General features: G+C 64.0%; 23 protein-coding genes. 15 read left to right on the top strand and 8 right to left on the bottom strand.

The window, feature by feature from the left end; genetic code table 11:
• The first annotated feature begins 10 nt into the window (after positions 1-10).
• Positions 11-1,609, top strand: coding sequence for a long-chain fatty acid--CoA ligase (locus EV664_RS01875; protein WP_133493981.1), 1,599 nt, complete (start codon positions 11-13; stop codon positions 1,607-1,609).
• Positions 1,610-1,797: 188 nt separating this feature from the next.
• On the opposite strand, the gene EV664_RS01870 is transcribed toward EV664_RS01875, so the two are convergent.
• Together EV664_RS01870 and EV664_RS01865 are read right to left on the bottom strand one after the other, a co-directional pair.
• The gene (locus tag EV664_RS01870) at positions 1,798-4,437 is read right to left on the bottom strand and encodes a M1 family metallopeptidase (protein ID WP_308423508.1); all 2,640 of its coding nucleotides are present in this window, start codon (positions 4,435-4,437) and stop codon (positions 1,798-1,800) included.
• A gap of 74 nt (positions 4,438-4,511) precedes the next feature.
• Positions 4,512-5,585, bottom strand: a complete 1,074-nt coding sequence (locus EV664_RS01865) for a PA0069 family radical SAM protein (RefSeq protein WP_133493980.1) — start codon at positions 5,583-5,585, stop codon at positions 4,512-4,514.
• Positions 5,586-5,637: 52 nt separating this feature from the next.
• Here EV664_RS01865 and EV664_RS01860 point away from each other — a divergent pair, with 52 nt between their 5' ends.
• Complete coding sequence (locus EV664_RS01860) at positions 5,638-5,979, top strand: VOC family protein (RefSeq protein ID WP_133493979.1); 342 nt, start codon at positions 5,638-5,640, stop codon at positions 5,977-5,979.
• Positions 5,980-5,984: 5 nt separating this feature from the next.
• Here EV664_RS01860 and moaB read toward each other — a convergent pair whose 3' ends face one another.
• The 3 genes from moaB to EV664_RS01845 are packed head-to-tail and all read right to left on the bottom strand — an operon-like array spanning position 5,985 to position 9,027.
• On the bottom strand, positions 5,985-6,512 hold the full coding sequence (gene moaB, locus EV664_RS01855) for a molybdenum cofactor biosynthesis protein B (protein WP_133493978.1): 528 nt from the start codon (positions 6,510-6,512) through the stop codon (positions 5,985-5,987).
• Positions 6,502-8,277: a lytic transglycosylase domain-containing protein gene (locus EV664_RS01850; protein WP_133493977.1), complete on the bottom strand. Its 1,776-nt coding sequence runs from the start codon at positions 8,275-8,277 to the stop codon at positions 6,502-6,504. The genes moaB and EV664_RS01850 overlap by 11 nt, the downstream gene beginning before the upstream one ends.
• Before the next feature lie 3 nt (positions 8,278-8,280).
• Complete coding sequence (locus EV664_RS01845; protein ID WP_133493976.1) at positions 8,281-9,027, bottom strand: uracil-DNA glycosylase family protein; 747 nt, start codon at positions 9,025-9,027, stop codon at positions 8,281-8,283.
• A gap of 114 nt (positions 9,028-9,141) precedes the next feature.
• Between EV664_RS01845 and EV664_RS01840 the strand changes: the two genes are divergently transcribed.
• Genes EV664_RS01840 through EV664_RS01800 form a run of 9 tightly spaced genes read left to right on the top strand, consistent with a single transcriptional unit; the run spans position 9,142 to position 19,395 of the window.
• Positions 9,142-10,803: an electron transfer flavoprotein-ubiquinone oxidoreductase gene (locus EV664_RS01840; protein WP_133493975.1), complete on the top strand. Its 1,662-nt coding sequence runs from the start codon at positions 9,142-9,144 to the stop codon at positions 10,801-10,803.
• 16 nt (positions 10,804-10,819) lie between these two features.
• Positions 10,820-12,403, top strand: a complete 1,584-nt coding sequence (locus EV664_RS01835) for a tetratricopeptide repeat protein (protein ID WP_133493974.1) — start codon at positions 10,820-10,822, stop codon at positions 12,401-12,403.
• A 5-nt stretch (positions 12,404-12,408) separates the two neighbouring features.
• Entirely contained in the window at positions 12,409-13,239 is an 831-nt protein-coding gene (locus EV664_RS01830; protein WP_133493973.1) for a 4-(cytidine 5'-diphospho)-2-C-methyl-D-erythritol kinase, read from the top strand.
• Between the two features lie 2 nt (positions 13,240-13,241).
• Positions 13,242-13,973: an enoyl-CoA hydratase/isomerase family protein gene (locus EV664_RS01825; protein WP_229668068.1), complete on the top strand. Its 732-nt coding sequence runs from the start codon at positions 13,242-13,244 to the stop codon at positions 13,971-13,973.
• Complete coding sequence (locus EV664_RS01820) at positions 13,970-14,704, top strand: N-formylglutamate amidohydrolase (RefSeq protein ID WP_133493971.1); 735 nt, start codon at positions 13,970-13,972, stop codon at positions 14,702-14,704. The genes EV664_RS01825 and EV664_RS01820 overlap by 4 nt, the downstream gene beginning before the upstream one ends.
• Before the next feature lie 9 nt (positions 14,705-14,713).
• The gene (ilvD, locus tag EV664_RS01815; protein WP_133493970.1) at positions 14,714-16,435 is read left to right on the top strand and encodes a dihydroxy-acid dehydratase; all 1,722 of its coding nucleotides are present in this window, start codon (positions 14,714-14,716) and stop codon (positions 16,433-16,435) included.
• On the top strand, positions 16,416-16,793 hold the full coding sequence (locus tag EV664_RS01810) for a hypothetical protein (RefSeq protein WP_133493969.1): 378 nt from the start codon (positions 16,416-16,418) through the stop codon (positions 16,791-16,793). The genes ilvD and EV664_RS01810 overlap by 20 nt, the downstream gene beginning before the upstream one ends.
• A complete protein-coding gene (locus EV664_RS01805; protein ID WP_229668033.1) occupies positions 16,790-18,187 on the top strand; it encodes an NAD(P)H-hydrate dehydratase in 1,398 nt (465 codons plus the stop codon). Before EV664_RS01810 ends, EV664_RS01805 begins: the two co-directional genes overlap by 4 nt.
• Positions 18,178-19,395 (top strand): class I SAM-dependent RNA methyltransferase, encoded by a 1,218-nt coding sequence (locus EV664_RS01800; RefSeq protein WP_133493968.1) that lies wholly within the window; start codon positions 18,178-18,180, stop codon positions 19,393-19,395. The genes EV664_RS01805 and EV664_RS01800 overlap by 10 nt, the downstream gene beginning before the upstream one ends.
• Here EV664_RS01800 and truA read toward each other — a convergent pair.
• Both truA and fmt read right to left on the bottom strand, forming a co-directional pair.
• Positions 19,380-20,126 carry a tRNA pseudouridine(38-40) synthase TruA gene (gene truA, locus EV664_RS01795; RefSeq protein WP_133493967.1) on the bottom strand — a complete coding sequence of 249 codons (747 nt, stop codon included), beginning with the start codon at positions 20,124-20,126 and terminating at the stop codon, positions 19,380-19,382. The genes EV664_RS01800 and truA overlap by 16 nt on opposite strands.
• The gene (fmt, locus tag EV664_RS01790) at positions 20,123-21,025 is read right to left on the bottom strand and encodes a methionyl-tRNA formyltransferase (protein WP_133493966.1); all 903 of its coding nucleotides are present in this window, start codon (positions 21,023-21,025) and stop codon (positions 20,123-20,125) included. Before fmt ends, truA begins: the two co-directional genes overlap by 4 nt.
• 59 nt (positions 21,026-21,084) lie before the next feature.
• Between fmt and recR the strand changes: the two genes are divergently transcribed.
• The 4 genes from recR (at position 21,085) to EV664_RS01770 (ending at position 24,644) form a co-directional block, all read left to right on the top strand.
• Complete coding sequence (recR, locus tag EV664_RS01785; protein ID WP_133493965.1) at positions 21,085-21,681, top strand: recombination mediator RecR; 597 nt, start codon at positions 21,085-21,087, stop codon at positions 21,679-21,681.
• A gap of 54 nt (positions 21,682-21,735) precedes the next feature.
• On the top strand, positions 21,736-22,263 hold the full coding sequence (gene def, locus EV664_RS01780; protein ID WP_133493964.1) for a peptide deformylase: 528 nt from the start codon (positions 21,736-21,738) through the stop codon (positions 22,261-22,263).
• A 113-nt stretch (positions 22,264-22,376) separates the two neighbouring features.
• Positions 22,377-23,768: a DNA recombination protein RmuC gene (locus tag EV664_RS01775; protein WP_373287481.1), complete on the top strand. Its 1,392-nt coding sequence runs from the start codon at positions 22,377-22,379 to the stop codon at positions 23,766-23,768.
• Between the two features lie 126 nt (positions 23,769-23,894).
• A complete protein-coding gene (locus tag EV664_RS01770) occupies positions 23,895-24,644 on the top strand; it encodes an esterase/lipase family protein (RefSeq protein ID WP_162848751.1) in 750 nt (249 codons plus the stop codon).
• Positions 24,645-24,963: 319 nt separating this feature from the next.
• Here the strand turns inward: EV664_RS01770 and EV664_RS01765 are convergent, their stop codons facing one another.
• Positions 24,964-25,767: a TrmH family RNA methyltransferase gene (locus tag EV664_RS01765; protein WP_133493962.1), complete on the bottom strand. Its 804-nt coding sequence runs from the start codon at positions 25,765-25,767 to the stop codon at positions 24,964-24,966.

The raw sequence follows: 25,767 nt of genomic DNA, 5'->3' as shown, positions 1-25,767 counted from the left end.
GGAGAGTGCGATGTTTGGAGGAATGCAGGAGTTTGAACTGCGGGTTCCGCGTGCGCTGGAGCATGCGGAGCGCGAACATGGTACGCGGGAGATTGTGACCCGCTGGGCCGACGGCAGCGAAACGCGCACCAGCTGGGCAGCGATTGTGCACGACGCCCGCCGTCTGGCGCAGGCGCTGGAGCGAATGGGAGTTCGCAAGGGCGACCGTGTGGCATCGCTTGCCATGAACCATCATCGCCATCTGGTGACATGGTATGGCGCGATCGGTGCGGGCGGCCTGATCCATACGATCAATCCCCGGCTGTTCGACGATCAGCTCGTCTATATCGCCAACCATGCCGAAGATAAGGTACTGCTCTACGACAAGGCGTTCGAGCCGATCGTCGAGCGGCTGAAGCCGCAATGGAAAACGATCGAGCACTATATCTGCTATGATCCCGCCCCCGGCGACGAGGGATTCGAGGATGTAATCGCGCGCGAGGATGGCGATTATCGCTGGGTCGAGGGCGATGAGCGCGAACCGTGCATGCTCTGCTATACCAGCGGCACGACCGGCGATCCCAAGGGCGTGGTCTATAGCCACCGCTCTTCGATGATCCACGCCATGGCCGAGATACAGCCGTCGGTGTTCGACCTTTCGACCCGGTCGGTCGCGCTTCCGATCGTGCCGATGTTCCATGCGGTGGGATGGGGGCTGCCGTTCTGCGCGCCGATGGTCGGGTTGAAATTCGTATTCTCGGCGGTGAACGACCCTGCGGTGCTCTGTGAATTGATGAACCGGGAAAAGGTCACGCATTCCGCCGGCGTACCCACCGTATGGTTCGCGATGTTCCAGCATATCGACAAGACCGGCCAGACCCCCGAGCACCTCAAACTGGTAACGATCGGCGGCTCGGCGGCACCGCGTTCGATGATCGAGCGGATCATGAAGATGGGCGTCAGGGTCAACCATGCCTGGGGCATGACCGAAACCTCACCCATCGGCACGATCGGTGCGCTGCCGGTCGAATGGGACGAGATGACGCTGGAGCAGCGGCTCGACCATAGCGTGCGGCAAGGAAGCGCGCCCTTCGGTATCGAGATGCGGATCGTCGATGAGGAAGGGAAGGTGCTGCCGCGCGACGGTGAGACATCGGGGCGGCTGGAGGTGCGCGGTCCCTGGGTCGTGCAGCGCTATTTCAAGGATGAGAGCGGCGATGCGGTGAACCGGGACGGCTGGTTCGATACCGGCGATGTCGCGGTCATCCATCCCGATAACAGCATGCAGATTACCGACCGAGCAAAGGACGTCATCAAATCGGGCGGCGAATGGATCAGCTCGGTCGATCTGGAAAATGCTGCGGTCGGCTGTCCCGGGGTCGCGGAAGCAGCGGCGATCGGGGTGCATCACCCCAAATGGGAGGAGCGGCCGCTATTGCTGGTCGTGCGCGCCGAGGGGAGCGAGGTGACGGCTGACGCCATTCTCGATTATCTGAGTGAGCATGTCGCCAAATGGTGGTTGCCCGACGAAATCCTGTTCGTCGATGAATTGCCGCACACTGCGACGGGGAAGCTGTTGAAGACCGCGATCCGGGCGAAGTATAAGGATCACAAGCTCGCGACCGGGTGATACCAACCTGCAATAACCCGGATCGACCTCCAGGACCGTCATCGCGAGAAGCGTAGCGACGAAGCGATCCAGGGCGATGTGCACCCCGTTCTGGATTGCCGCGCCCCTTCGGGGCTCGCAATGACGATCGGGCGCAGGTCCGTGCGCCAAACCGGCGGCGACAATTCTTTATCGCCGCCGATCCTTTCTTACTGCTTCGCCGGATAGGAGGTCTTGAGCGCGGCGGCGAGTTCAGTGCCGCGTGCTGCTTTCAGATTGGCGCAGGTGCGGATTTCCTCCACCGTGCGGTCGAAGCCGAGCATGCCGACCTCCGCCTCGGCGATCTTGGGCCGCATCACCTTGTCGAGCCGGTCCGCCTCCGCCGCCGAGCAGCTGCGATTGAACAAAGCAGGCAGGCGCGAGCCGAGGAAAATGCCCGCACTGCCCGCGATCTTGTCGAAATTGGCGAAGACATAGTCATAGGCCAGTTGCCGCGTGTCCGAATTGGCGGCGAGACCGTAGAGGAAGCCGAACTGCTCATTCCGGCGCAGGCGTTTGTCCTGAAAATCGTTGAGCAGCCAGTTGGCGACATCCGCCTTGCCCGACCCCGCGATCGCGCCCAGTGCGGCGGAACGGAAGCCTGCATCCTCGCTCGACAGCGCTTTTTCGGCAAGCTGCTGGGCGAAGGGGAGATCGCCTTGATCGACCAGAATGCCGAGCCCCAGGCCGAGATAAGCGGGGCTGATCGCATCTTTGTTGCCCGCCAGATATGCCTTTGCCGCCCCGGCGAGTTTGCCGCGTACGGCAGCGTCCTTCGCGCCGCCTGCCATCAGGCCGACCACCGAGCGACGCAGCTTTTGCCGGTCGGGATCATTGTCGCCCGTCTCTCCGGCAGGGTCGAAGCCAAGCTTTGCCAGCATCGGACCGTAGATCGCGCCGATCATCGCGCGATAATTGGCGGTCGCGCTGTCAGGGAGCACGTCATGGCCAACCAGATAGCCCCAGCGACCGGCATTATCGACGGCCGCGTTGGAATCGCTGTTGCCTGCCATCGCTCTGGTCGCGGCGATCAGCTCCATCGGATCGCCCTTGCCCGCCTGAAACCGCGCCCACAGGCTATCGTCCATCGCCAGTGCTTCGCCGGCCGGCAGGGAGGGAGCAGCGACGATCAGCGTCTGCCAGTCATCCTTCGGCAGGTCGAAACGGTAATACCCGGTACCGCCTGCATTTGGCATGATCGCGCCCTTCCCGGGTTCGGGAATCGTCGCGCTCTTGTCAGCGAGCAGCGTGCAGTTGCGATCTTCACCATGACGAACGCAGAGCGGGATCGACCACATGGTCGGCGCAACCTGGGTGCCGAGATAATGATAGCGGTCCTGCGTCACCGTATAGCCGTCGCCGTTTCCGGCATGGGCGAAAGTGACGACCGGCACGCCCTGCTGATCGACAAAGCTCTTCATCGCGCCGAGAACGCGCGGATCGCCTGATGCATCGGCCAGCGACTGGAAGAACTGATCGGTCGAGGCATTGCCATAGGCATGGCGTTTCAGATGCAGGCGAACGCCCTTCTGAAAGGCTTCATCGCCCATATAGGCAGCGATCATCGCCACGACCTGACCGCCCTTGCCATACGTGATTGCGTCGAACGCGCCGTTAATATCCTTGTCCGAGGTGATCTTTTCATGGATCGGACGCCCCGCTTTGAGCGAATCGAGCTCCATCGCGTCGAAGGCTTCGCCAATGGCGTTGGTGCCGATATTGAGGTCGGGCCGCCATTCATTGCCGATGCGATAGCCCATCCAGTTGGCGAAGCTTTCGTTCAGCCAGATATCGTCCCACCATGCCGGAGTGACGAGATCGCCGAACCATTGGTGCGACAATTCATGCGCCACGACCATGCCGAATTCCTGCTTGTCGCTGGTCGTCGGATTCTGGTCGAGAAGCAGGATGCCGTCGCCGTAAATATCCGCGCCGGCATTTTCCATCGCGCCGGGCATGATCGGCGAACCGATCTGATCGAGCTTGGGGAAGGGGAAGCGTTCGCCGAAATATTTTTCGAGCAGGTCGACGATCGGGCCGGAATTTTCCTTCGCAAATTCCATCCTATCGGCATTTGCCTGCGTGGCGACGATGCGGATGGGGAGCGGTTCCTCGCGATATTCGGTCGGCGCTGCCTCGGTCGCGACGGTAGCGAAGGGGCCGACGACGAACGCCATCAGATAGGTGGGAAGCGGCTTGGTCGGCGCAAAAATATGGGTAACGAGATCGCCATGTTTTTCCGTGCCGGTTTCGGGTGCGTTGCTCACCGCCTCAAAACCCGGCTGCGTGGTCAGCGATACGGTGAAGGGCGTCTTATACCCCGGCTCGTCGAACGAGGGGAAAGCGGCGCGGGCGTCGATCGATTCGAACTGAGTCCAGCTATACCATTTGTCGCCGACCTGAATATGATACATGCCCGCCGGGCCATCGGCGAAGGGCGCGCTATAGTCGAATTTCAGCGTCACCTTGCCCGCAGGAACCTGACGCCCGAAATCGAGCCGGGCAAGCCCGAGCGGGTTGAGCTGTTTGAACGTAACCGGGAAGGTCTTGCCGCCGACAACCGCGCTCGCGCTGGTCACGGCGAGGTCGCGGCCGTGCATATAGACCATGTCTGCGGCTTTGTTCAGCGTGACATCGATCTCTGCATGGCCGGTGAAGCGGTCGCGCGAGGGGAGCACGGTGAGGGCGAGGCGATAAGCCTGCGGCGTTGCCGTATCGGGCAGCTTGCCGGTGGGCAGATTGCTGTCCTGCGCCATCGCGAGCGAGGGCATGACAAGGGCGGAGGCGGCAAGCAGCAGCAGCTTTCGCAAAATCGGAACTCCCGGAAAATCGCTTTGTAATAAAATGTTGCTTAAGCGGTTCGTCGCGCCCTAGCAACGGTGTATCATTCGAATAGGTCGCCTTGCGGGCCGGGGGGCGGGCGGAACAGGTCGGTCCGCAGGTTGAGCGCGCCGCCGGTAAGGCCGAGCTTGTTGCAGGCGCGGTGAAAGCGGACGCGCATCAGATCGGCCCATGGCCCTTGTCCGCGCATCCGCGAACCGAAACCGGGATCATTGTCGCGCCCGCCGCGCAGGCTCCGGATGATCGCCATGACCTTGCCCGCTCGGTCAGGATAATGCGTATCGAGCCATGCGCGGAAAAGCGGGGCGACTTCATGGGGCAGGCGCACCGGGATGAACGATGCCGCCCGCGCACCGGCCTCCGCCGCGCGTTCGAGGATATGCTCCATTTCGTGATCGGTAATCGAGGGGATGACCGGCGCGATCGACACTTGCGTGGGGATTCCCGCCTCGCTGAGCGTTCGTACCGCGGCCAGGCGGCGTTCGGGATGCGGCGCGCGCGGCTCCAGCGTCATCGCGATTTTCGGGTCCAGCGAGGTGACCGAGATCATCACCGCCGCCAGCCCCTGCGCCGCCATGGGGGCGAGCAGATCGATATCGCGGGTGACGCGATCCGATTTGGTGGTGATCGTAATGGGATGGCGACACGCGCTGAGCAGCTCGATGCAGGATCGCGTCACCTGCCAGTCGCGCTCGATCGGCTGATACGGGTCGGTATTGGTCCCGAAGGCGATGGGGCGGGGGACATAGCCGCGCTTCGAAAGTTCGGTGCGCAGCAGCTCGGCGGCATTGGGTTTTGCAAAGAGGCGGGTTTCGAAATCCAGCCCCGGCGAGAGATCGTGATAGGCATGGGTAGGGCGGGCGAAACAATAGATGCACCCATGTTCGCAGCCGCGATAGGGATTGATCGAGCGATCGAACGGAATGTCTGGCGAGCGGTTGCGGGTGAGGATCGCTTTCGGCGTTTCGATCGTCACGCTCGTGCGGATCGGGGCAGGCGCACCGTCGATAACCTCCCGCGCATCGAGCCAATCGCCGTCCGCCTCACGCTCGGGCAGATTGAAGCGGCTGCTCTCCCGGTTGTGCGTCGCGCCGCGCGAGGTGCGTGTTTTTGCCATTGCAATGTTGTAAATCGCCGATTAGAACAATTCAAGAACATTGGAGGGTGGCATGGCACGGTTCAACTATGTCGAATTGCCGGTGCGCGATATTGCGCAGGCAAAGGCTTTTTATGCGTTCGCCTTTGGCTGGGACTTTTCGGAGTTCGGGCCGGATTATGCCGCGACCACCAGCGGCGACACCGATATCGGGCTGAACGGCGATGCCGCGCATTGGACCGCGCAATTGCTGCCGGTGATCGAGGTCCGCGATCTGGAGGCGACGCTGGCGGCAGTCGAAGAAGCGGGCGGAACGATTACGCTGCCGATCTTTGCTTTTCCCGGCGGACGACGCTTCCATTTTCGTGACCCGCACGGCCATGAACTGGCGGCGATGGTGAGCGAAGCGGCGTGAGCCGGTCAGCGTTCGATGAGGCGCGGCATCAGTTCGACGAAATTGCAGGGTTTGTGCCGGATATCGAGTTGGTCGCGCAAAATGCCGTCCCAGCCGTCCTTCACTGCGCCGGTCGAGCCGGGCAGCGCGAAAATATAGGTGCCGCGCGCGACACAGGCACAGGCGCGCGACTGGATCGTCGAGGTCCCGATCTTCTGATAGCTCAGCCAGCGGAAAAGCTCGCCGAAACCCTCGATCGCCTTGTCCTGGACGCGGGCCAGCGCTTCGGGGGTGACGTCGCGGCCCGTCACCCCGGTGCCGCCGGTGGTGATGACGCAATCGACCGCAGGATCGTCGATCCAGCTGTGCAGCGCTTCGACAATGGTATCGATGTCATCGGGCGTGATGCGGCGGTCGGCAAGGACATGGCCTGCGTTCGTGATGCGATCGGCGAGGATATCGCCCGATTTGTCGGTTTCCGGTGTTCGGGTGTCCGATACGGTAAGCACCGCGATGCGAACGGGACGGAAGGCAATCGTTTCGTCAATCGACACTGGCGCTGCGGTTCCCGTTGTTCGAGCTCAGCCGCACGCCCTTCGGCCCCGGCATGCCCGGAAAGCGCGGCCACATGCCCTCGGTCAGCGCGGCGCGGCTGGGCGAGGTCTTGCCTTCCTTCTTCTCATACATCCAGTAATTGCGCAGCACCGTCATCACATAGCCGCGAGTCTCCCAATACGGGATCGATTCGATATAGAGCAGCGGATCGCCATTATCGCGCGCGTTCATATTCCATGCCTGAACCGGCGAGGGACCGGCATTATAGGCGGCAATCACCTTAGGCAGCAGGCCGCCGGTCGCTGCATTGTCGCGTAGTTTTTCGAGATAGGTCTGACCGACCTCGATATTGGTCGAAGGCCTGGTGAGCGCAGTGCGATCGATCTTCTGCCCGCGCTCACGCCCGATATCGCTCGCTGCGGCGGGCATGATCTGCATCAGGCCATAGGCACCGGCGGGACTGACCACATCGGTGTCGAATTTCGATTCCTGCAGCGCATGCGCGAAAATCAGCGCCTTGTCGACGCGCCAGCCGCCATCGGGCACCCAGTCGGGCAGCGGATAGCGCGCATCTTCGAGCGGCTTGGCACCCGCCGGAGCATAATGCGACAGCCATAGCTCGGTCGAGGCAAGGTCGAGCCGTCCGGCAAGTCGCGAGATCGCGGTATAATCGCGCGACGGGCCGATCTTCGCCTGATGCCGCAGCACTTCATCAGCGAGCGCATGTTCACCGATCTCGACCAGCGCGGCGGCGACGCGGACATTGGGAATGCGGCCGAGCGTGCGCCAGTCGGCGGTCACGCTTGCCTCATCGGTCATATCCTTGTTTTCGCGAATGCCGAGTGCCTGACGCGCGAGCAGCCCGTAAAAGGTCTGCCCATATTGCGCCGCGCTTTCGAGCCGCGCTTCGACCAGATCGGGACGCCCACAGGCGATATCCGCGCGCGAGGCCCAATACAGCCCGGCAGAGCGCAGCTCGGTATCGGTCGCGCGCTGTGCCACCGCCTGAAACGCGGCCTCTGCCGATCGGCAATCATTCTCACGCCAGGAGGCAAGCCCCTGTACCCAGTCGGCCTGCGCGCTCCACTGTCCCGAACCCTGCTGCGCCTTAGCGGCCACGCGGCGCGCGTTGCGATCGTCGCCGGCGAGATAATAGATCCAGGAGACACGCTGCAGCCATTCGGTGCGCGCCTCTCCGGTCAGGTCGCCGAGCGATCCATTGACGAGTTGCTCGGCCCCGGCGCCGTCATCGCCCTCGATAAACGGCTTGATCCTGTCGGCGAGCATCGCCTCGGTCGCGTCCGAGCGCTGCGAACGCAACCGAACGCGGATCGGCGCGCCGTCATGCCAGACGAGCCGCTGTTCGGCGGGAACGGCGGGAAGATCGGACGCTTGCGCGCCGCGAAGCTGGGCGAGGCGCGCGATCTGATCGGCTTCGGGCAATTCAGGCGCTTCGCGAAGCAAAGCGAGCAAGGGTTCGAGCGGGATTTTGGGCGATCCAGCGGCGGTATAGAGTTCGGCGCGGGCAATGGCATCGAGCGGTCCCGGCTTCATCGCCGCGAGCTGAATCTGCGCATCGTTCCAGCGCTGCTCATGGATGGCGGCGAACACCGCGCGATATGCCTCACGCTGCGCGGCATCGAGCTGAGGCGGAACGCCGCGGTTCTCCTGATGGCGCGATACCGGCGTCCTGCGATCCGCCGCATGCGCGCTGACCGTCAGGCCGATGCTCAGCGCGGCGGCGAGGAGAAAATGGGTTTTCACGCTTCAGTCCCCCCAGAAAAGCAGTTGCAGATGCTTCCAGCTTTCGGCCTTGGCGATCGGGCGTTGGATAAGGAAACGCGGATGATAGCTCGCCACCGACCTGAATTGTCGCTTTTCCATGTTAATGGCATGTAAACCGCCCCGATTTCGAGCGCTTTCCGCCCCGAACAGCGCACGGTTCACCGCGTCTCCGAGCAACAAAACGCGTTCGGGGGCGATCAGACCGATATGATGGCGGGTAAGCTCGGCCAACCGGGCCAGGTCGGCGGCGGGAACCTGACCGGTTGCGGGCCGGGCGAGCGCCAGCGCGCTGAGCGCCACCTGCGCCCGATCCAGACCGACGGCTGCCAGCATCCGGTCGAACAGCCGTCCCGCACTTCCCCCGAGCAATATATCCGATTCGCCCTCGGGCTCCGGAAGGTCGAAAACGACCATGAGGGGAGCGCCGGGAACATTCTGCATCGTCGCCATCGGCATGTGCCAGCGCGCCTCGGGCGCATCCGGTCCCACCCGCCAGCGGGCAAATTCCTCGATAGTGGCGGGCAGCGATTGCGGCCCGGCGGGCGCCACCGGGGCCGGTGCCGGACCATCGCCGTGCACCTGCGCTGCCGTAGCGGCGCGGGCGGGGGCAGGCGGCGCCATCCAGTCGCGCGGATCATCCGCGACGAGCATGTCCACCCCGGCATCGCGCCACCATTGCAGTGCGCTTGCGGCTTCGGCATTCCAGCTGTTCAGCGGTTCGACCCCCATTGCTTAATAGAATCGCGGCTTGACGGATCGGTCAATCCACCTGCATCGACAATATGACGAGATGTTGCCGCGATGCGACGATATACAGAAGAACGATCCCGAACGGAGACGGATATGAGCGAACGCGAATCCATGCCCTATGACGTGGTGATCGTCGGCGCCGGCCCGGCAGGGCTGTCGGCCGCGATCCGCCTGAAGCAGCTTGCCGGCGAAAAGGGCGAGGAGCTTTCGGTTTGCATTCTGGAAAAAGGTTCGGAGGTCGGTGCACATATTCTGTCGGGCGCTGTAATCGATCCGCGCACGCTTGACGAGCTTTTGCCCGACTGGCGCGAGAGTGGCTGCCCGCTCGCCAAAACGCCGGTGACCGGAAACCATCACTGGATGCTGACGAAAAAGGGGAAGATGTCCGTACCCCATTTCCTCACGCCGTCGTTCATGCACAATAAGGGTACCTATACCGGAAGCCTCGGCAATCTGTGCCGCTGGCTCGCCGAACAGGCCGAAGGACTGGGCGTCGAGATTTTCCCCGGCTTTGCCGCGGCCGAAGTGCTGTTCCATGAGGATGGGTCGGTAAAGGGCGTCGCCACCGGCGATATGGGGGTCGCGAAAGACGGTTCGCATAAGGCGGATTATCAGCCGGGCCTCGAACTCCACGCCAAATATACTTTCTTTGCCGAAGGGGTGCGCGGCAGCCTGTCCAAGGAGCTGATCCGCATGTTCGACCTGCGGGCGAACAGCGAGCCGCAGGTCTATGGCCTCGGCATCAAGGAATTGTGGGACATCGATCCCGCAAAGCATGAACCGGGCAAGGTGATCCACACGCAAGGGTGGCCGCTCAGCGAAACGCGCGGATCGAACGGCGGCGGGTTCCTGTACCATCAGGCCGACGGGCAGGTCGCGCTGGGTTTCGTCACCTGGCTCAATTATTCGAACCCCTATCTGTCGCCGTTTCAGGAAATGCAGCGCTGGAAGACGCATCCGGCGATCGCCGAGCTGCTGAAAGGCGGCAAGCGCGTTTCCTATGGCGCGCGCGCGATCAATGACGGCGGGTGGCAGTCGGTGCCCAAGCTGGTCTTTCCGGGCGGCGCGCTGATCGGCTGTTCGGCGGGATTTGTGAACGTGCCGCGGATCAAGGGCACGCATACCGCGATGAAGACCGGCATGATGGGCGCCGAGGCAGCGTTCGAAGCGATCAGCGCCGGGCGCAGCAGCGATGAACTTTCGGCCTATAGCAGCGCCTATGAAGCGAGCTGGGTGTATGACGAGCTTCGCGTCGTGCGCAATGCGGTGCCGCTGGTGAAGAAATATGGCGATGTGGTCGGCTCCGCCTTCGCCAATTTCCATATGTGGATGGAGCATCTGGGGCTGAAAATGGGCAAGACCTATGGTCATAAGCCCGACCATGAGAGCCTGTGGCGCAAGGATCTGGCGCAGCCGATCGAATATCCCAAACCCGATGGCGAACTGACGTTCGACCGGCTGTCCTCGGTATTCCTGTCGAATACCAACCATGAAGAGGATCAGCCGGTTCACCTGACGCTGAAGGACCCCAGCGTTCCGATCGACTATAATCTGCCGCAATATGACGAACCGGCGCAGCGTTATTGCCCGGCCGGCGTTTACGAAGTGGTCGAGGAGGAAGGCGCCCAGCCCAAATTCGTGATCAACGCGCAGAATTGCGTCCATTGCAAGACGTGCGACATCAAGGACCCGACCCAGAATATCAACTGGGTCGTACCCGAAGGCGGGGGAGGCCCGAATTATCCCAATATGTAATCGTATCGCTATCACCATGGGCGCGCTTGTCGTCGCGACGCCCGCAATCGCGAATGAGCGTAGCGACGATCTGACCGATTATGTCCGCGCGCGCGCTGCCGAGGCGGACGGCGCGGCGATGGTGGCGGCAGAGCGTTATGGCGATGTGCTTGCGGTATCGCCCGACGATCCACTGGTCGCGACCCGCGCCTATCGCGAGGCATTGACGGCAGGCGATATGAAGCTCGCCATTCGCGCGGCGATGATTTTGCGCCGATCGGGTGCTGCGCCTCCCGATACCAGCCTGTTGATGCTGGCCGATGCCATTGCGCATCGCGACCGCAAGGCAGCGGCCCGCTATTCGGCGGAACTGGAAAAAGGGCCGCTGGGCTTTTTGCGACCCATCGTTACCGCATGGATGACGGTGGAGCGCGAGCCTGATCGGGCAGTGAAGCTGCTTTCGAAAGACCCGGACGATGCGCTTGCCCGGCGCTATATCGCCGAACATCGCGCGCTGTTGCTGATCGCGGCGGGAAAGCACGCGGGAGGGATCGAGGCGCTGAAGCCGTTGCTGGCGAGCGAGCCCAATAATCTGGACCTTCGCCTGAATGCCGCGCAGCTGCTTGCCGGGGAGGGGCATGACGATCTTGCGCTGCAATTCCTCGGCGGTGCCGACCCGACGCTGGTTGCGCTGCGCGCCGCACTCGGTAAGGGCGAACAGCCGGGCGGTGCCTTTGGCGTTTCGCGCATCTATGCCGAGCTTGCCTCCTCGCTGGGCAGCGACCGGCTGATCCCGCTTGCCACCTTGCTCGCGCGTTCGGCATTGCTGATCGATCCCGGCTATGACCGGGCGCGGCTGACGCTCGCCAACGCCCTTTCGCGCGAAGGTGCCGATAGTGCGGCCGAACGTGCGCTGGCTGAAATCCCGGAGGACAGCCCGCTAGCCTATATGGCGAAGGTCGAGCGGCGGGCCGCGCTGGTTCGGGCAGGTGCCAATGCTGAGGCACTCGCGCTGGCAAGCGCGCTTGCCATGCGGGACGATCCTTCGATCGACGATGTGCGCGCTTATGGCGACCTGCTGGTCGATGCGAAGCGTTATCGCGAGGCCGCCGATGTCTATGGCCGGGCGATCGACATGACGAACGGCCATGCGGGATGGGCGCTATATCTGCAGCGCGGCGGGGCGCTGGAACAGGCGGGCGACTGGCAGGCGGCACAGCCGTTGCTGGAAAAGGCGGTCGCGCTTGCGCCGAACGAGCCGGTGGCGCTCAATTATCTGGGTTTTGCCCGCGTCGAACGCGGTGAGGATCTCGCCCGGTCGCAAGCGATGCTTGAAAAGGCGCTGCAGTTGAAGCCCGATGATCCGGCGATCACCGATTCGCTGGGCTGGGCCTATTATAAAAGCGGAAATGTCGCGCGGGCGGTGCCGATGCTCGAAAGCGCTGCGCAGGGCGAGCCCGCCGATGCGACGATCAACGAACATCTGGGCGATGCCTATTGGCGATCGGGGCGCAAATATGAGGCGCGCTATGCATGGCAGGCCGCAGCGATCTATGCCGAAGATGCGCAGGCCGACCGGCTGCGCGCGAAGATCGCCGGCGGATTGCCGCAGGCGGACTGATCGCGATGATCGAGGAAACCGCCTGGGCGAAGCTCAACCTCGCGCTGCATGTCCGCGGCAGACGCGGCGATGGCTATCATGAACTCGAAACCCTGTTCGCGTTTGTAGCAGATGGCGACCGGCTGACGCTCGCCCCCGCTGAAGCGGATTCATTCGCGATTACCGGACCTTGCGCGGCGGCGCTGGCGGGCGAGGGTGACAATCTGGTGACGCGTGCGCGCGACCTTTTCCGTGAGCGGTTCGCGGTGAACGGCGCTGTGGCGATCACGCTCGACAAGCGGGTGCCGGTGGCGTCGGGCATCGGGGGCGGGTCGGCGGATGCCGCCGCGACGCTGCGCGCCCTGGCGGCGATGCACATGATCGATGGAGGCGATCCGCGCCTGATCCAATGTGCCGAGGCGCTTGGGTCGGATGTTCCGGCCTGTGTGCGTAGCGTCATTGCGCTCGGGCGCGGGCGGGGCGAAGCGCTGACGCCGATCGCCGGCATGGCGGGTACGCCGGTGCTGCTGGTCAATCCCGGCGTCGGAGTTTCGACCGCGAGCGTGTTCGCGCGCTGGGACGGCGTGGATCGCGGCGCGATCGGTGAGGGCGATCTGCTCGATTGCGCCCGCGCAGGACGCAACGATCTGGAGGTCCCGGCACGGGCATTGCAGCCGGTGATCGGCGAGGTGCTGACGCTGCTGGAGGAGCAGGCGGACACCTTGCTGGTGCGGATGTCGGGATCGGGGGCAACGTGCTTTGCGATGTTCGCTTCGGTCGATGCGCGCGATGCGGCAGCGCGGGGGGTGGCGGAAGCGCGCCCGGATTGGTGGCGGATGGCGAGCGAATTGCTTTGACGGTGTTCACGCTGAGGTTCGAAGAGACGCTGGCGCTGATCGGAATCGACCGGGCCGAAGCGCGCAACGCGGTTCCGCTTGCCGGATGGCGCGAACTGGCGGTGATCTGCGAGACGATTTCGAACCGCGCGCCGGATGCGGTGCTGCTCCGGTCCGAGGCGGCGGACATTTTTTCGGCCGGGGCCGATATCGGCGAATTTCCTTCACTTCGCGATGAGCCGGCACAGCGGGTTGCATTTCGCGAAGCGATGGCGACCGGGATCGGCGCGCTGGCTGCGCTGCCCATGCCGGTCATCGCGGCGGTCGATGGCGGGTGTTTCGGCGCGGGCGTCGCGCTGATGCTCGGCTGCGATATCTGCGTGGCGGGGCGGGAAGCGCGGTTCGCGACCACCCCCGCCCGGCTGGGGCTGAGCTATCCGGGCAGTGATGTCGCGCGGCTGGTCGACCGGGTGGGGAAGGGGTTTGCTTCGCTGATGCTGTTCACCGGCGAAGCAATCGACGCCGATCGCGCTGTCGCGGCGGGACTGGCGGACCTGTTGGCCGAGGATGCGGGTGCGGCGGCGCTGGCGCTTGCCCGGACAATCGCCCGCAACGATGGCGGCGCGGTGGCTGCGTTGAAAGCAGTGCTGCGCGATCCGCTTGCGCCGGGTCATGCGAGTGCATTCGATGCCCGGTTCGGCAGCGCCGGGTTCGAACGCCGAATGACCGAATTTCTGGAGCGTAAGCGCGGATGAGTATCGAAACCCCCGAAATCCTTTCCGGCGGCAGCGACATGCTGCTGCTATGCGATCATGCATCCGACCGGGTGCCGGAGGATTTGGATCTCGGCGTCAGCGCGGAGCTGATGGCAAAGCATATCGCGGTCGATATCGGCGCGGCGGCAGTGACCCGGCGGCTTGCCGGGGCGCTCGATGCGCCCGCCATTCTCGCTACCGTATCGCGGCTGGTGGTCGATCTGCATCGCGAGCCGGAGCATGATGCGCTGATCCCCACGATCAGCGACGGCCATGCGATTCCGGGCAATAAGGGGGCGGACCGTGCGGAGCGGATCGCGCGCTTTCATGCGCCCTATCATGACAGCATAGCCAGGCAGATCGCGGTGCAGCGTCCCGCCTTCATCGCCGCGATCCACAGCTTCACCCCCGCGCTGGAAAGCGATGGTGCGGAGCGGCCATGGGAGGTCGGAATCCTGTACAATCAGGATGATCGCGCAGCCCGCATCGCGCTTCGTGCGCTCACCGCGCGCGGCGTGGTGGCCGGCGATAACGAACCCTATTCGGGCAAGCTGCTTAACGCCACGCTGAACCGCCATGGCGAAGCGGCGGGCATTCCGTGCATGTCGATCGAAATCCGCAACGATCTGATCCGCGATGGCAATGGGGTGGCGCACTGGGCAGGCGTGATCGAAGAAATTCTGCTCGAAACCCGCAACACTCTTGCTTCCGGGTCCCCTTCCGCGACATAGGCTGTCGCCATGAGCCAGAAATTCGACAAATCCCGCTTGCCCAGCCGCCATGTTTCGGTCGGCCCGGAACGTGCGCCGCAGCGCAGCTATTATTATGCCATGGGCCTTGGCGAAGAGGATATCGCGAGGCCGTTCGTGGCGCTTGCCAGCGCAGGCAATGACAGCGCGCCGTGTAACACCACGCTGAATGCGCAGGCCGATGCAGCGCGTGAGGGCGTGATCGCGGGCGGCGGGATGCCGCGCCGGTTCAACACGATTACCGTCACCGACGGCATCGCCATGGGCACGCAGGGGATGAAATCCTCGCTCGCCAGCCGCGAAGTCATCGCCGATTCGGTCGAGCTGAGCGTACGCGGGCACAGCTATGACGCGCTCGTCGGCTTTGCCGGGTGCGACAAATCGCTGCCCGGCATGATGATGTCGATGCTTCGCCTGAACGTGCCGTCGATCTTCGTCTATGGCGGCTCGATCCTTCCGGGCCGCTTTCATGGCGAGGATGTTACCGTGGTCGATGTGTTCGAAGCGGTGGGCCAGCATGCGGCGGGCAATTGCCCGCTTCAGGAACTGATCGAACTGGAAAAGGTCGCCTGTCCCGGCCATGGCGCGTGCGGCGGGCAGTTCACCGCCAACACCATGGCGTGCGTGGGCGAAGCGATCGGCCTGTCGCTGCCCAATTCGAACATGATCCCGGCGCCCTATCAGAGCCGCGAGCAGGTGGCGATCGCTGCGGGTGCGCAGGTCATGGAGCTGATCGCGCGCAACATCCGTCCGCGCGACATCTGTACGCGCGAGGCGTTCATCAATGCAGCGCGCGTCGTCGCGGCGACCGGGGGGTCGACCAATGCGGCGCTGCACTTGCCCGCCATGGCGAATGAAGCGGGGATCGAATTCGACCTGTTCGACGTGGCGGAGATATTCAAATCAACGCCTTATATCGCGGACCTCAAACCCGGCGGCAAATATGTCGCCAAAGATATGTATGAGGCGGGCGGCGTCTATATGCTGATGAAGACCATGCTGGAGGGCGGGTTTCTCGACGGCAATTGCATGACGGTTACCGGGCAGACTTTGGGTGAGAATATCGATCGCGTCACCTGGAACCCCGATCAGAAGGTCATTCGCGAAATCCGCAATCCGATTACCCCGACCGGCGGTGTCGTCGGGCTGAAGGGCAGCCTTGCTCCCGAAGGCGCGATCGTGAAGGTCGCAGGGATGAAGCGGCTCAGCTTCGAAGGGCCGGCGCGGGTGTTCGATTGCGAGGAGGATGCGTTCGAAGCGGTCGAGAAGCGCGATATTGCCGAAGGATCGGTAATCGTCATCCGCTATGAGGGACCGAAGGGCGGTCCGGGCATGCGCGAAATGCTCGCCACCACGGCGGCGCTCTATGGGCAGGGGATGGGCGAGAAGGTCGCGCTGATCACCGATGGTCGCTTTTCGGGGGGCACGCGCGGTTTCTGTATCGGCCATGTCGGCCCCGAAGCGGCCGAAGGCGGCCCGATCGCGTTGATCGAGGACGGCGATACGATCCGCATCGATGCCGAGGCGGGGACGATCGATCTGGACGTTGCTGAAGATGTGCTGACGCAGCGTCGCAGCCGCTGGCAGCCGCGCAGCAATGATTATCAGGCGGGCGCGCTATGGCGCTATTCGCAAAATGTGGGTCCGGCGCGTAAGGGGGCAGTCACACACCCCGGAGCGAAAGCCGAAACCCATGTCTATGCGGATCTGTAGCGCCGCCTTTTTGATACCCTTGCTGGCCGGATGCGGCGGCGGTTCGGAGGCGTCAGCCGATGCGAACGCCGTCGCGGCGGCGGATGCTCTGCCCCGAATCGCCTGCGCGCCATCGCCGGGGCAGGATTTTGCGAAAGTCTGCACGCTCGAGGAACAGGCGAGCGATGAAGGCACGATGATGACCGTGCGCGATCCCGAAGGTGGGTTCCGCCGGTTGCTGTTGCGGCATGACGGCGTGGTCGTCGCTGCCGATGGTGCCGATACCGCGATTGCCACGCCCGGCGGTGGCGGCATGATCGATGTCGCGATCGGCGAAGCGCGCTATCGCATTCCTGCCGCTGCGCAGGTGAAGCCGTGAGGGGGCGGGTTCCTTGCGCAGCACCGATCCTGACCGCGCAGGCGATGCGCGATGCGGAGCAGGTCTGGTTCAATGGCGGCGGGTCGCAGGTCGAGGCGATGGAGCGCGCCGGAGCGGCAGTAGCTCGTGAGGCTGCGCGTTTCGCGATTGGGCGGGGGATCCTGATGCTGGCCGGACCGGGGAATAATGGCGGCGATGCCTATGTCGCTGCGCGCCTGCTCAGCGAAGCGGGGCACGATGTTGCGGTAGCGGCGCTGGGCGGCAAGACCGAGGGCACAGCGGCCGAAATGCGCATGCGCTGGCATGGGGAGACGGTGTCGTTAGAAGAGGCTGTGCCGCGCCCGATCGTGATCGACGGATTGTTCGGAACCGGGGTGGCGCGCGAGCTTACAAAAGATGTGAAAACATATCTTCATCACATTGTTAACAATGCGCAATTCTCGCTCGCGATCGATCTTCCCTCCGGGCTGGAGACCGATAGCGGCGACGATCTGGGCGCCGCGACGATGGATGTGACTGTAGCGGTGGGGAGTCTGAAACCCGCGCATATGCTGGGGGCGGGGCTTGTCCGCTGCGGGCATGTGCTGCTTGCCGATATCGGGATTCCGGTTTCGGGGCCGATATGGTCGCTGGGGCGTCCGCAGCTCAGCGCGCCCGCTGTCGATGCGCACAAATATAGTCGCGGTATGGTGCTGGTGGTCGAAGGCGACATGCCCGGCGCTTCGCGGCTTTGCGCCCGGGCAGCGCTGCATGGCGGGGCGGGCTATGTGATGCTCGCCGGAACGGGCAGTGCTGAAGCCGGTCCGGACGCGCTCGTCCATCGGCGGGTCGAGGATGCAGGGGCGCTTCGCAACGCGCTGGAGGATGAGCGGATCGGCGCAGTGGTGATCGGGCCGGGGCTGGGCCGAAGCGATGCAGCGCACGCAAAGCTCGATGCAGTATTGGAATCGCCGCACCGGGCGGTGATCGACGGCGATGCGCTGACCTTGCTGGGCTTTGAAACGGCGGATCGGCTTTCGCGGCGCGATGCGCTGTCGGTGCTGACCCCGCATGCGGGCGAGTTCGGGCGGATGTTCGAAGGTGGAGAGGGCGGAAAAATTGCCAGGACCCGCGCTGCCGCCGCGCGCAGCGGTGCGACGATCGTGCATAAGGGGCCGGACACGGTGATTGCCGATGGCGATGGCGCGATCGTAGCCAATAGCGGTTCGTCCTGGCTGTCCACCGCAGGGACGGGCGATGTACTTGCCGGGCTGGTCGGCGCACGGATCGCGGCCGGAGGAAGCGCGGGACAAGCAGTGTGGCTGCATGGCCGCGCGGCGCAACTTGCCGGGCCGGCATTTGCCGCCGACGACCTGATCGCGCATATCGCGCCCGCCATGAAAGAATGTCTGTGACTGACGAAAATACTGCTGAAATCCTGCGAGTGGCGGCGCGCGGCGACGGCGTGACCGGCGATGGCCGCCATGTCGCGCTTGCCGCGCCGGGCGATCGCGTGGCGTCCGACGCGACGCTGATTCCCGGGCCGCATCATCGCGAGCCGCCCTGCCGCCACTTTCCCGAATGCGGCGGGTGCCAGCTCCAGCATCTCGATGATGAAAGCTGGGCCGCGTTTCTGACCGACCGTATCGCCTCGGCGCTTGCGCAGCACGGGCTGGAGACCGAGATACGCGCGCCGCATCTCTCGCCCCCGCGGACGCGGCGGCGCGCGACCTTGCATGCCGAGCGGCGGGGGAGGCAAGTGACGCTGGGCTTTACCCGCAGCGGCAGCCACCAGCTGATCGATCTGGCCGAATGCCATGTCCTGTTGCCCGAATTGTTTGCACTGGTTCAGCCGCTGCGCGAGCTGCTTTCGGCCATGCTGCCCAAATCGGGCCGGTCGAATGTCCATCTGGTGCAGACCGATCAGGGCGCGGATGTCAGTATCGACCGGGTAAGCACCGACAGCCTTGCCGAGATCGAGGCGCTGACCGGCTTTGCGAAACGCCATGGGCTGGCGCGGATCGCGCTGGACGAAGGCATGGGGCCGGAGCCGCGCTGGGAGCCTGAACCGGTGACCGTCACGCTGGGCGGCGTGCCGGTGGCGTTTCCGGTGGGTTCGTTCCTGCAGGCGACCGAAGCGGGTGAGGCAGCGCTGATCGCCGCGGCGCGCGAGGCGGTGGGCGAGGCCGGGACGATCGCCGATCTCTTTGCCGGGCTGGGCACCTTCACCTTCGCTTTTCCACGCGCGAAAGTCTATGCGGCGGAAGCAGCGCGCGATGCCGTCATGGCGCTGAAGGGCAGCGCCAATATCGCGCTGCGTCAGGTGTTTGCCGATCATCGGGACCTGTATCGGCGGCCGGTTACGGGTGAGGAGCTAAGCCGGTTCGATGCGGTGGTGCTCGATCCGCCGCGTGCCGGTGCGCGCGATCAGGCGCGCGAGCTTGCCCGTGCCGCGACGCCGCGCATCGCCTATATATCGTGCAATCCCAGTACGTTCGCGCGTGATGCTGAAGCGATTTGTGAAGGCGGCTATACGCTAGACTGGGTACAGCCGGTCGGGCAATTCCGCTGGTCGACTCATGTCGAACTCGCCGTCTGCTTCACGCGTCAGTCTTCCGGATAGCTCGCCCCGACGAAATAGAGGCCATCCGAGGGCGCATTGAAGCCCAGCGCTGCGCGTTCGCGCGCTTCGAGCGCGGTCTTCATATCGCCCGGCGCCCATTTGCCCTGACCGACCAGCGACAGGCAGCCGACCATCGATCGGACCTGATGGTGGAGAAAGGACCGGGCGGCGGTGCGGATCACGATCCGATCGCCGTCGCGCTCGACATCGAGCCGGTCTAGCGTGCGGATGGGGCTTTCGGCCTGACAGTGCGCCGATCGGAAGGTGGTGAAATCGTGCCGCCCGATCAGATGGCCCGCGCCCTCGCGCATCGCCTCGACATCGAGCGGCAGCGCCAGCTGCCATGCCAGCCCCGCCTCCCAGGTGAGCGGTGCGCGCCGATTAACGATGCGATATTCATAAGCGCGGCCGGTGCATGAAAAACGGGCGTGCCAGTCGTCGGCGACCTCGCGGCAATCAAGGATCGCGACCGGGGCTGGACGAATCCGCGCGTTGATCGCGCTCATCAGGCGGAACGGCGCGATCGGCTTTGCCACATCGACATGCGCGCGCATCGCCAGCGCGTGAACGCCGCTATCGGTCCGCCCGGCGGCATAGACCAGCACCTGTTCGCCGGTGATGGTGGCGATGGCATCCTCGATCGCCTGCTGCACGCTGGGGCCATGATCCTGCCGCTGCCAGCCCATGAAGGGGCGACCATCATATTCGATGGTCAGCGCAAAACGGGTCATGCGAGGTCGGTGCCCGCCGGAATGGCAAAGCCGCGCAGCAATTCCTCCGGCGTCATCACGCCGCGCCCGGCGCGCTGCACGCTGATGGGGCGGATCGCGCCGCTGCCGCACGCAATGGTGAGATGGTCGTCGAGCACCGTGCCGGGCGGTGCCGACCCTTCGACCGGCTCAGCCGCATGGATGCGTATGCGCTCGCCCCGATATTCGAAGAATGCGCCGGGGACGGGATTGAACGCCCGGACCTGTCGCTCGACCGCGTGCGCGTCAGCGGTGAAATCAAGCCGCGCTTCGGCCTTTTCGATTTTCGGCGCATAGGTCGCATCGCCGCTTTGCGCGACCGGGGGATAAGCATCCGGATCTGCGAGCACCGCAACCATCAACCGCGCGCCCATCTGCGCCAGTTCCTCGGTAAGCTCGCCCGCCGTCTTGCCTGCTATGGGGGTACGGCCTTCGAGCCGGACCGGGCCGGTGTCCAGCCCCGCCTCCATCTGCATGATCCCGATCCCGGTTTCCGAATCGCCGGCTAGGATGGCGCGCTGCACCGGCGCTGCACCCCGCCAGCGCGGGAGCAGCGAGCCGTGCACGTTGAGACAGCCGAGCCGCGGCGCGTCGAGAATCGCCCGAGGCAGGATCAGGCCATACGCAGCGACTACCGCGACATCAGCGTTCCAGTCGGCAAAGCGCGCCTGTTCCTCAGCGCCTTTCAGCGAAATCGGATGGAGCACCGGGATGCCAAGCGCCTCGGCGCGCTGTTGCACGGGGGAGGGGCGCAGCGCCTTGCCCCGCCCCGCGCGGCGCGGCGGCTGGCTATAGGCGGCGACGACCTGATGCCCGGCAGCGACGATCGCGTCGAGCACCGGAACGGCGAAATCGGGGGTTCCCATCATGATAATCCGCATGAGATCGTCTGAAGCCGCTTGGCAGGGGGGGATGCAACCCCCTATCTGCAATAGCGATCATGGCTTCCGCAGAAATCGACACCCTGATACAGGCACTTTCCCGGCTTCCCGGCCTTGGCCCCCGTTCGGCGCGGCGGGCGGTGCTGCACCTCATCAAGAAGCGCGAGACCGCGATGGCACCGCTGCTGCGCGCGCTGGAAGCAGTGAATGAAAAGCTGTCGACCTGCTCGATCTGCGGCAATATCGATACGACCGATCCGTGCGGTGTGTGCAGCGATCCGCGGCGCGACGGCAGTTCGCTCTGCGTGGTCGAAGAGGTCGCCGATCTTTGGGCGCTCGACCGGTCGCGGCTGTTTCCGGGGAAATATCATGTCCTTGGCGGGCGGTTGTCGGCGCTGGACGGGGTGCGGCCCGAAGATCTTACCATCGACCGGCTGGTCCGGCGGATCGAAGCGGGCGGGGTGGATGAGATCGTGCTTGCCATGAACGCGACGCTGGAGGGGCAGACGACCGCCCATTATGTCGCTGACCGGCTGGAAGCGTTCCCGGTGCGGGTCACGCAGCTTGCTCATGGCCTGCCGGTCGGGGGCGAGCTCGATTATCTCGATGAGGGGACGCTGGCTCAGGCTTTGCGCGCGCGGCGTCCGATCGGATGAGCTTCGCGTTTCTACGGCGTTGATTCCGGGCGGCGTTGCCCCTAAATCGCAACCATGGCCATTTTGCCCATCCTTGAAGTGCCCGATCCGCGGCTGAAAACCGTTTCCAAACCGGTGGAAGCGGTGACCGACGAGACGCGCAAGCTGATCGCCGATATGTTCGAAACCATGTATGATGCGCCGGGCATCGGCCTTGCCGCGATTCAGGTCGGCGTGCCGCAGCGCATCCTGGTGATCGACCTTCAGGAAGAAGAGGATGCGGACGGCAAGCCGATCCGCGACCCGCGCGTGTTCATCAATCCCGAAATCGTCGAAACCGATGAGGCGATGAACATCTATACCGAGGGTTGTTTGTCGGTGCCGGAGCAGTTCGCCGATGTCGAACGCCCGGCAACCTGTCTTGCGCGCTGGACCGATGAAGACGGCAATGCACATGAAGAGCGGCTCGACGGGCTGCTCGCCACCTGTCTTCAGCATGAGATGGATCATCTTGAAGGAATCGTGTTCCTCGATCATCTTTCGCGGCTGAAGCGGCAGATGATCCTGAAAAAGCTGCAAAAGGCGCGCAAGACCGCAGCGTAATGCGATGCCCCTGAATTAGGGCTGTCCTACACGCTTCGTTCCAGCTATGTTCCCGTTCGAGTCTGGCCTTTCGTCGTCGTTGGCAAAGGCATTTTGAGTCGTGGTGGGAGAAGATCGTGGGGCTGGACGCCGTATTCGTCGCTGTGGGAACGCTGCTCATCGGGCTGTTGCTCGGCTGGTTTCTGGGCGGACGCGGCGCGGCGGCGATGCGTGAGGAACGCGACCGGCGGACCGAGGAATTCAAAGCGGCGATCGCCGATGTCGCGCGCGCGCAGGAACAGGCTGCCGAAGTGCCGCGCCTTCGCGACCAGATCGAGGCGATTCGGACCGAGCGCGATTCGGCGCTGATCGAGCTTACCGGACTGAAAGCCAAATCGGGCGCGTTCGAAGAGCGGCTCGCCGAGTTCAAGGATGCGCGCGAGGCGATGGCGGGGCAGTTTCGCGAGGTCGCCAATGCGCTGCTCGGCGAAGCGCAGAAATCTTTTCTCGAACGCGCCAATGACCGGTTCAATGAGGAAGGCAAGGCCAATGAGGCGAAGCTTCGCGCGCTGCTCAGCCCGGTGCAGGACACGCTGAAACGCTATGAGGAATCGATCTCCAAGGTCGAGAAGGAGCGGCAGGAAGCCTATGGCGACCTGAAAGGTGTGATTTCGGAAATGCGGGTCGGTCAGGAATCGGTGCGCAGCGAGGCGGCGAAGCTGGTCAACGCGCTTCGTGCTGCGCCCAAGGCGCGCGGCCGCTGGGGTGAGCAGCAACTGCGCAATGTGCTCGAGACTTGCGGGCTGACCGAACATACCGATTTCCGGACCGAGGTGAGCGTTGAAGGCGAAAGCGGGCGGCTCCGTCCCGATGCGATCGTGAAGGTGCCGGGCGGGCGCAGTCTGGTGATCGATGCGAAGGTCTCGCTCAACGCCTATCAGGATGCGCATGGCGCCAGCGATGAGGGCGAGCGCGCAGCTTTTCTCGACCAGCATGTCGTGTCGATGAAAAATCATGTGAATGCGCTGGGCACCAAATCCTATCAGTCGCAGTTCGACGATACGCCCGATTATGTCATCATGTTCGTGCCGGGCGAGCATTTCCTCTCAGCGGCGCTCGAACATGCGCCCGATCTGTGGGACTATGCCTTTGATCGGCGCGTGCTGATCGCCACGCCGACCAATCTGATCGCGATCGCGCGCACCGTCGCTGCAGTATGGCGGCAGGAGAAGGTGGCTGGGCAGGCGCGCGAAATCGCCGAGTTGGGCAAGGAATTGCACGCGCGGCTCTACACGATGAGCGGCCATGTCGCGAAGCTCGGCAAAAATCTGGAAACCGCGATGGGCGCCTATAATAGTTTTGTCGGCAGCATGGAGTCGCAGGTGATTACCTCCGCCAAGCGGTTCGAAAGCCTGAATATCGATACCGGCGGCAAGACTCTCGACCCGCTGCCGGTAGTTGAACCCTCGCCACGCCCGCTGACCAAATTGGCGGCGCCCGCAGAAGCGGCGGAGCGCGCTGAGTAAGCGTGCGGAGCCACAATGTGGCGGAGCCACAATGTTTCATTATTGTTACCGGGAGGCGAAACTCTCCGCCGATTCGGCGGTTAGTGCGGCATGGTCGGGGTTTTTCGAGATTTTGTAGCGCGCAATATGCACCACGCATCGTGCGTGCTGGATGAAGCGCGCTATTACGCACGGTCCTTTTTCGGTCCGATGCCCACGCGGCTCGATCTGCTTCCTGCGGGGGCGGGCGGGGGTTCGGTGCTTGTCCTGCCCGGCTTTCTTGCCTGCGATGCCTCCACCCGGCCGCTGCGGCGCGGGCTGAAACGCATAGGCTATCATGTCTTCAAGCTCGGCATGGGCCGCAATATGGGGGTCAGCGAGCAGACGCTCTACGATGTCGATATGCGCGTTCGCGAACTGGTGCAGCGGCGCGGCGAACCGATCATCCTGATCGGATGGAGCCTCGGCGGTCTGATCGCGCGCGAATATGCCAAGCATGCGCCCGAACTGGTCCGCGCGGTGATTACGCTGGGCAGTCCGATCCAGGGCGACCTTCGCACGCTTCCCATCGCGCGCCTGTATGAATGGCTTGCCGGCCATAAAGTCGATGCGCCGCCGATCGACTGCGCGCTCGATGAAAAGCCGCCCCAGCCTACGGCCGCGATCTGGTCACCGCGCGACACGGTGGTGCCGCTGGCATATGCGCGGGGGAACCGGCGGAGTTGCGATTTCGATATCGAGGTGCGCTGCGCGCATCTCGGCTATTGCACCGATATCGACGCGATGCTGGCGATCGATAGGGCGATTGCACGGTGCTGCCCCGAAGCGGCGAGCCATAAGACGGCTGCGCTATTGGCTTATCACGGCGCTGAACCGATCGCGGCCGAAGCTGCATAGTCCCTTCTCCGTTGGCGGTGCTTGCAATCTCCGGTTGCGATAAGCGCCAAGGTGCATTGATCGGAACCTATGGGAGGTTCGTCATCGCGAGCTCCGAAGGGGCTCGGCGATCCAGCGGGAGTGGGCACATAACCGGATCGCGTCGCCGCGCTCGTCGAAGAGCGGTCCTGGGTTGGAGTGGGGGCAGACGATCGCGGCCCCGGCCTTCGCCGGGGCGACGATTTGTGGAAATGAGTGCATACAAACCTCTGACATCATGCGTTGCCGCTGCGGGGCTCGCAATGATGTTGGTGAGTTTAATATAGCTTAGTTTAAAATATCAGCCGGCGCGCTGGCGGTCCTGCACGGTATAGGCCATCACTGCCGTCGCGATGGCTGCGTTCAGGCTGTCGGCCTTTCCTGCCATCGGGATTTTGACGAGTATGTCGCAGGCCTCGGCATAGCTGTCGGGCATGCCCTGCGCTTCGTTGCCGGTGAGCAGGAACGTGGGAGCCGGATAGTCGGGCGTACGATAATCGGTGTCGGTATTGAGGCTGAGCCCCACCAGCATACCCTCTCCGCCGCGCAGCCAGCTTAGAAAGTCGCCCCATTCGGCGCGCGCGATCGGCACGGTGAAGATCGCCCCCATGCTGGCGCGCACCGCCTCGACCGAAAAGGGGTCGACGCACTCGCCGATCAGGATCAGCCCTCCTGCGCCCACCGCATCCGCGGTGCGCAGGATCGTGCCGAGATTGCCCGGATCGCGAAGTCGTTCGGCGACCAGCCAGAGCGGCGCTGCACTGCGATCGATCCGGTCGAGCGCAGTCGGCAATTCCTCATACACGCCGACGACCGAGCCGGGATTGTCCTTGCCCGACAATTTGGAGAGGATATCGGCGCTGGTCTCGATCGCTTCGCCGCCGCGTTCCTCGGTCTCGCGGATCAGCGGCCTGACCAGCGCGTGATCGGCGCTGTCATGGGTGAAGAAGAGGAAGCGGGGGACCACACCTTCCTCGCGCGCTTCGGTAAGAATGCGCAGCCCCTCGGCAAGAAACAGCCCCTCGTCGCGGCGATGCCGCTTGTCGCGAAGCGAGCGAATCCGCTTGATCAGCGGGTTGGAAAAGGCAGTGATTTCACGGGGCAT

Source organism: Stakelama pacifica (assembly GCF_004361835.1).
Taxonomy (GTDB): domain Bacteria; phylum Pseudomonadota; class Alphaproteobacteria; order Sphingomonadales; family Sphingomonadaceae; genus Sphingomonas; species Sphingomonas pacifica.
The sequence above is the reverse complement of the archived record's forward strand: the minus strand, read 5'-3'. Positions and strand labels throughout refer to the sequence as shown.

Coding starts and splice junctions, on each gene's coding strand:
- EV664_RS01765 (WP_133493962.1), bottom strand. CDS start 25,767: ATGCCCCGTGAAATCACTGCCTTTTCCAACCCGCTGATCAAGCGGATT.
- fmt (WP_133493966.1), bottom strand. CDS start 21,025: ATGCGGATTATCATGATGGGAACCCCCGATTTCGCCGTTCCGGTGCTC.
- EV664_RS01845 (WP_133493976.1), bottom strand. CDS start 9,027: ATGGGGGTCGAACCGCTGAACAGCTGGAATGCCGAAGCCGCAAGCGCA.
- def (WP_133493964.1), top strand. CDS start 21,736: ATGGCCATTTTGCCCATCCTTGAAGTGCCCGATCCGCGGCTGAAAACC.
- truA (WP_133493967.1), bottom strand. CDS start 20,126: ATGACCCGTTTTGCGCTGACCATCGAATATGATGGTCGCCCCTTCATG.
- EV664_RS01770 (WP_162848751.1), top strand. CDS start 23,895: ATGCACCACGCATCGTGCGTGCTGGATGAAGCGCGCTATTACGCACGG.
- EV664_RS01820 (WP_133493971.1), top strand. CDS start 13,970: ATGAGTATCGAAACCCCCGAAATCCTTTCCGGCGGCAGCGACATGCTG.
- recR (WP_133493965.1), top strand. CDS start 21,085: ATGGCTTCCGCAGAAATCGACACCCTGATACAGGCACTTTCCCGGCTT.
- EV664_RS01800 (WP_133493968.1), top strand. CDS start 18,178: ATGTCTGTGACTGACGAAAATACTGCTGAAATCCTGCGAGTGGCGGCG.
- EV664_RS01810 (WP_133493969.1), top strand. CDS start 16,416: ATGTCTATGCGGATCTGTAGCGCCGCCTTTTTGATACCCTTGCTGGCC.
- EV664_RS01875 (WP_133493981.1), top strand. CDS start 11: ATGTTTGGAGGAATGCAGGAGTTTGAACTGCGGGTTCCGCGTGCGCTG.
- EV664_RS01840 (WP_133493975.1), top strand. CDS start 9,142: ATGAGCGAACGCGAATCCATGCCCTATGACGTGGTGATCGTCGGCGCC.
- EV664_RS01835 (WP_133493974.1), top strand. CDS start 10,820: ATGGGCGCGCTTGTCGTCGCGACGCCCGCAATCGCGAATGAGCGTAGC.
- ilvD (WP_133493970.1), top strand. CDS start 14,714: ATGAGCCAGAAATTCGACAAATCCCGCTTGCCCAGCCGCCATGTTTCG.
- EV664_RS01830 (WP_133493973.1), top strand. CDS start 12,409: ATGATCGAGGAAACCGCCTGGGCGAAGCTCAACCTCGCGCTGCATGTC.
- EV664_RS01865 (WP_133493980.1), bottom strand. CDS start 5,585: ATGGCAAAAACACGCACCTCGCGCGGCGCGACGCACAACCGGGAGAGC.
- EV664_RS01860 (WP_133493979.1), top strand. CDS start 5,638: ATGGCACGGTTCAACTATGTCGAATTGCCGGTGCGCGATATTGCGCAG.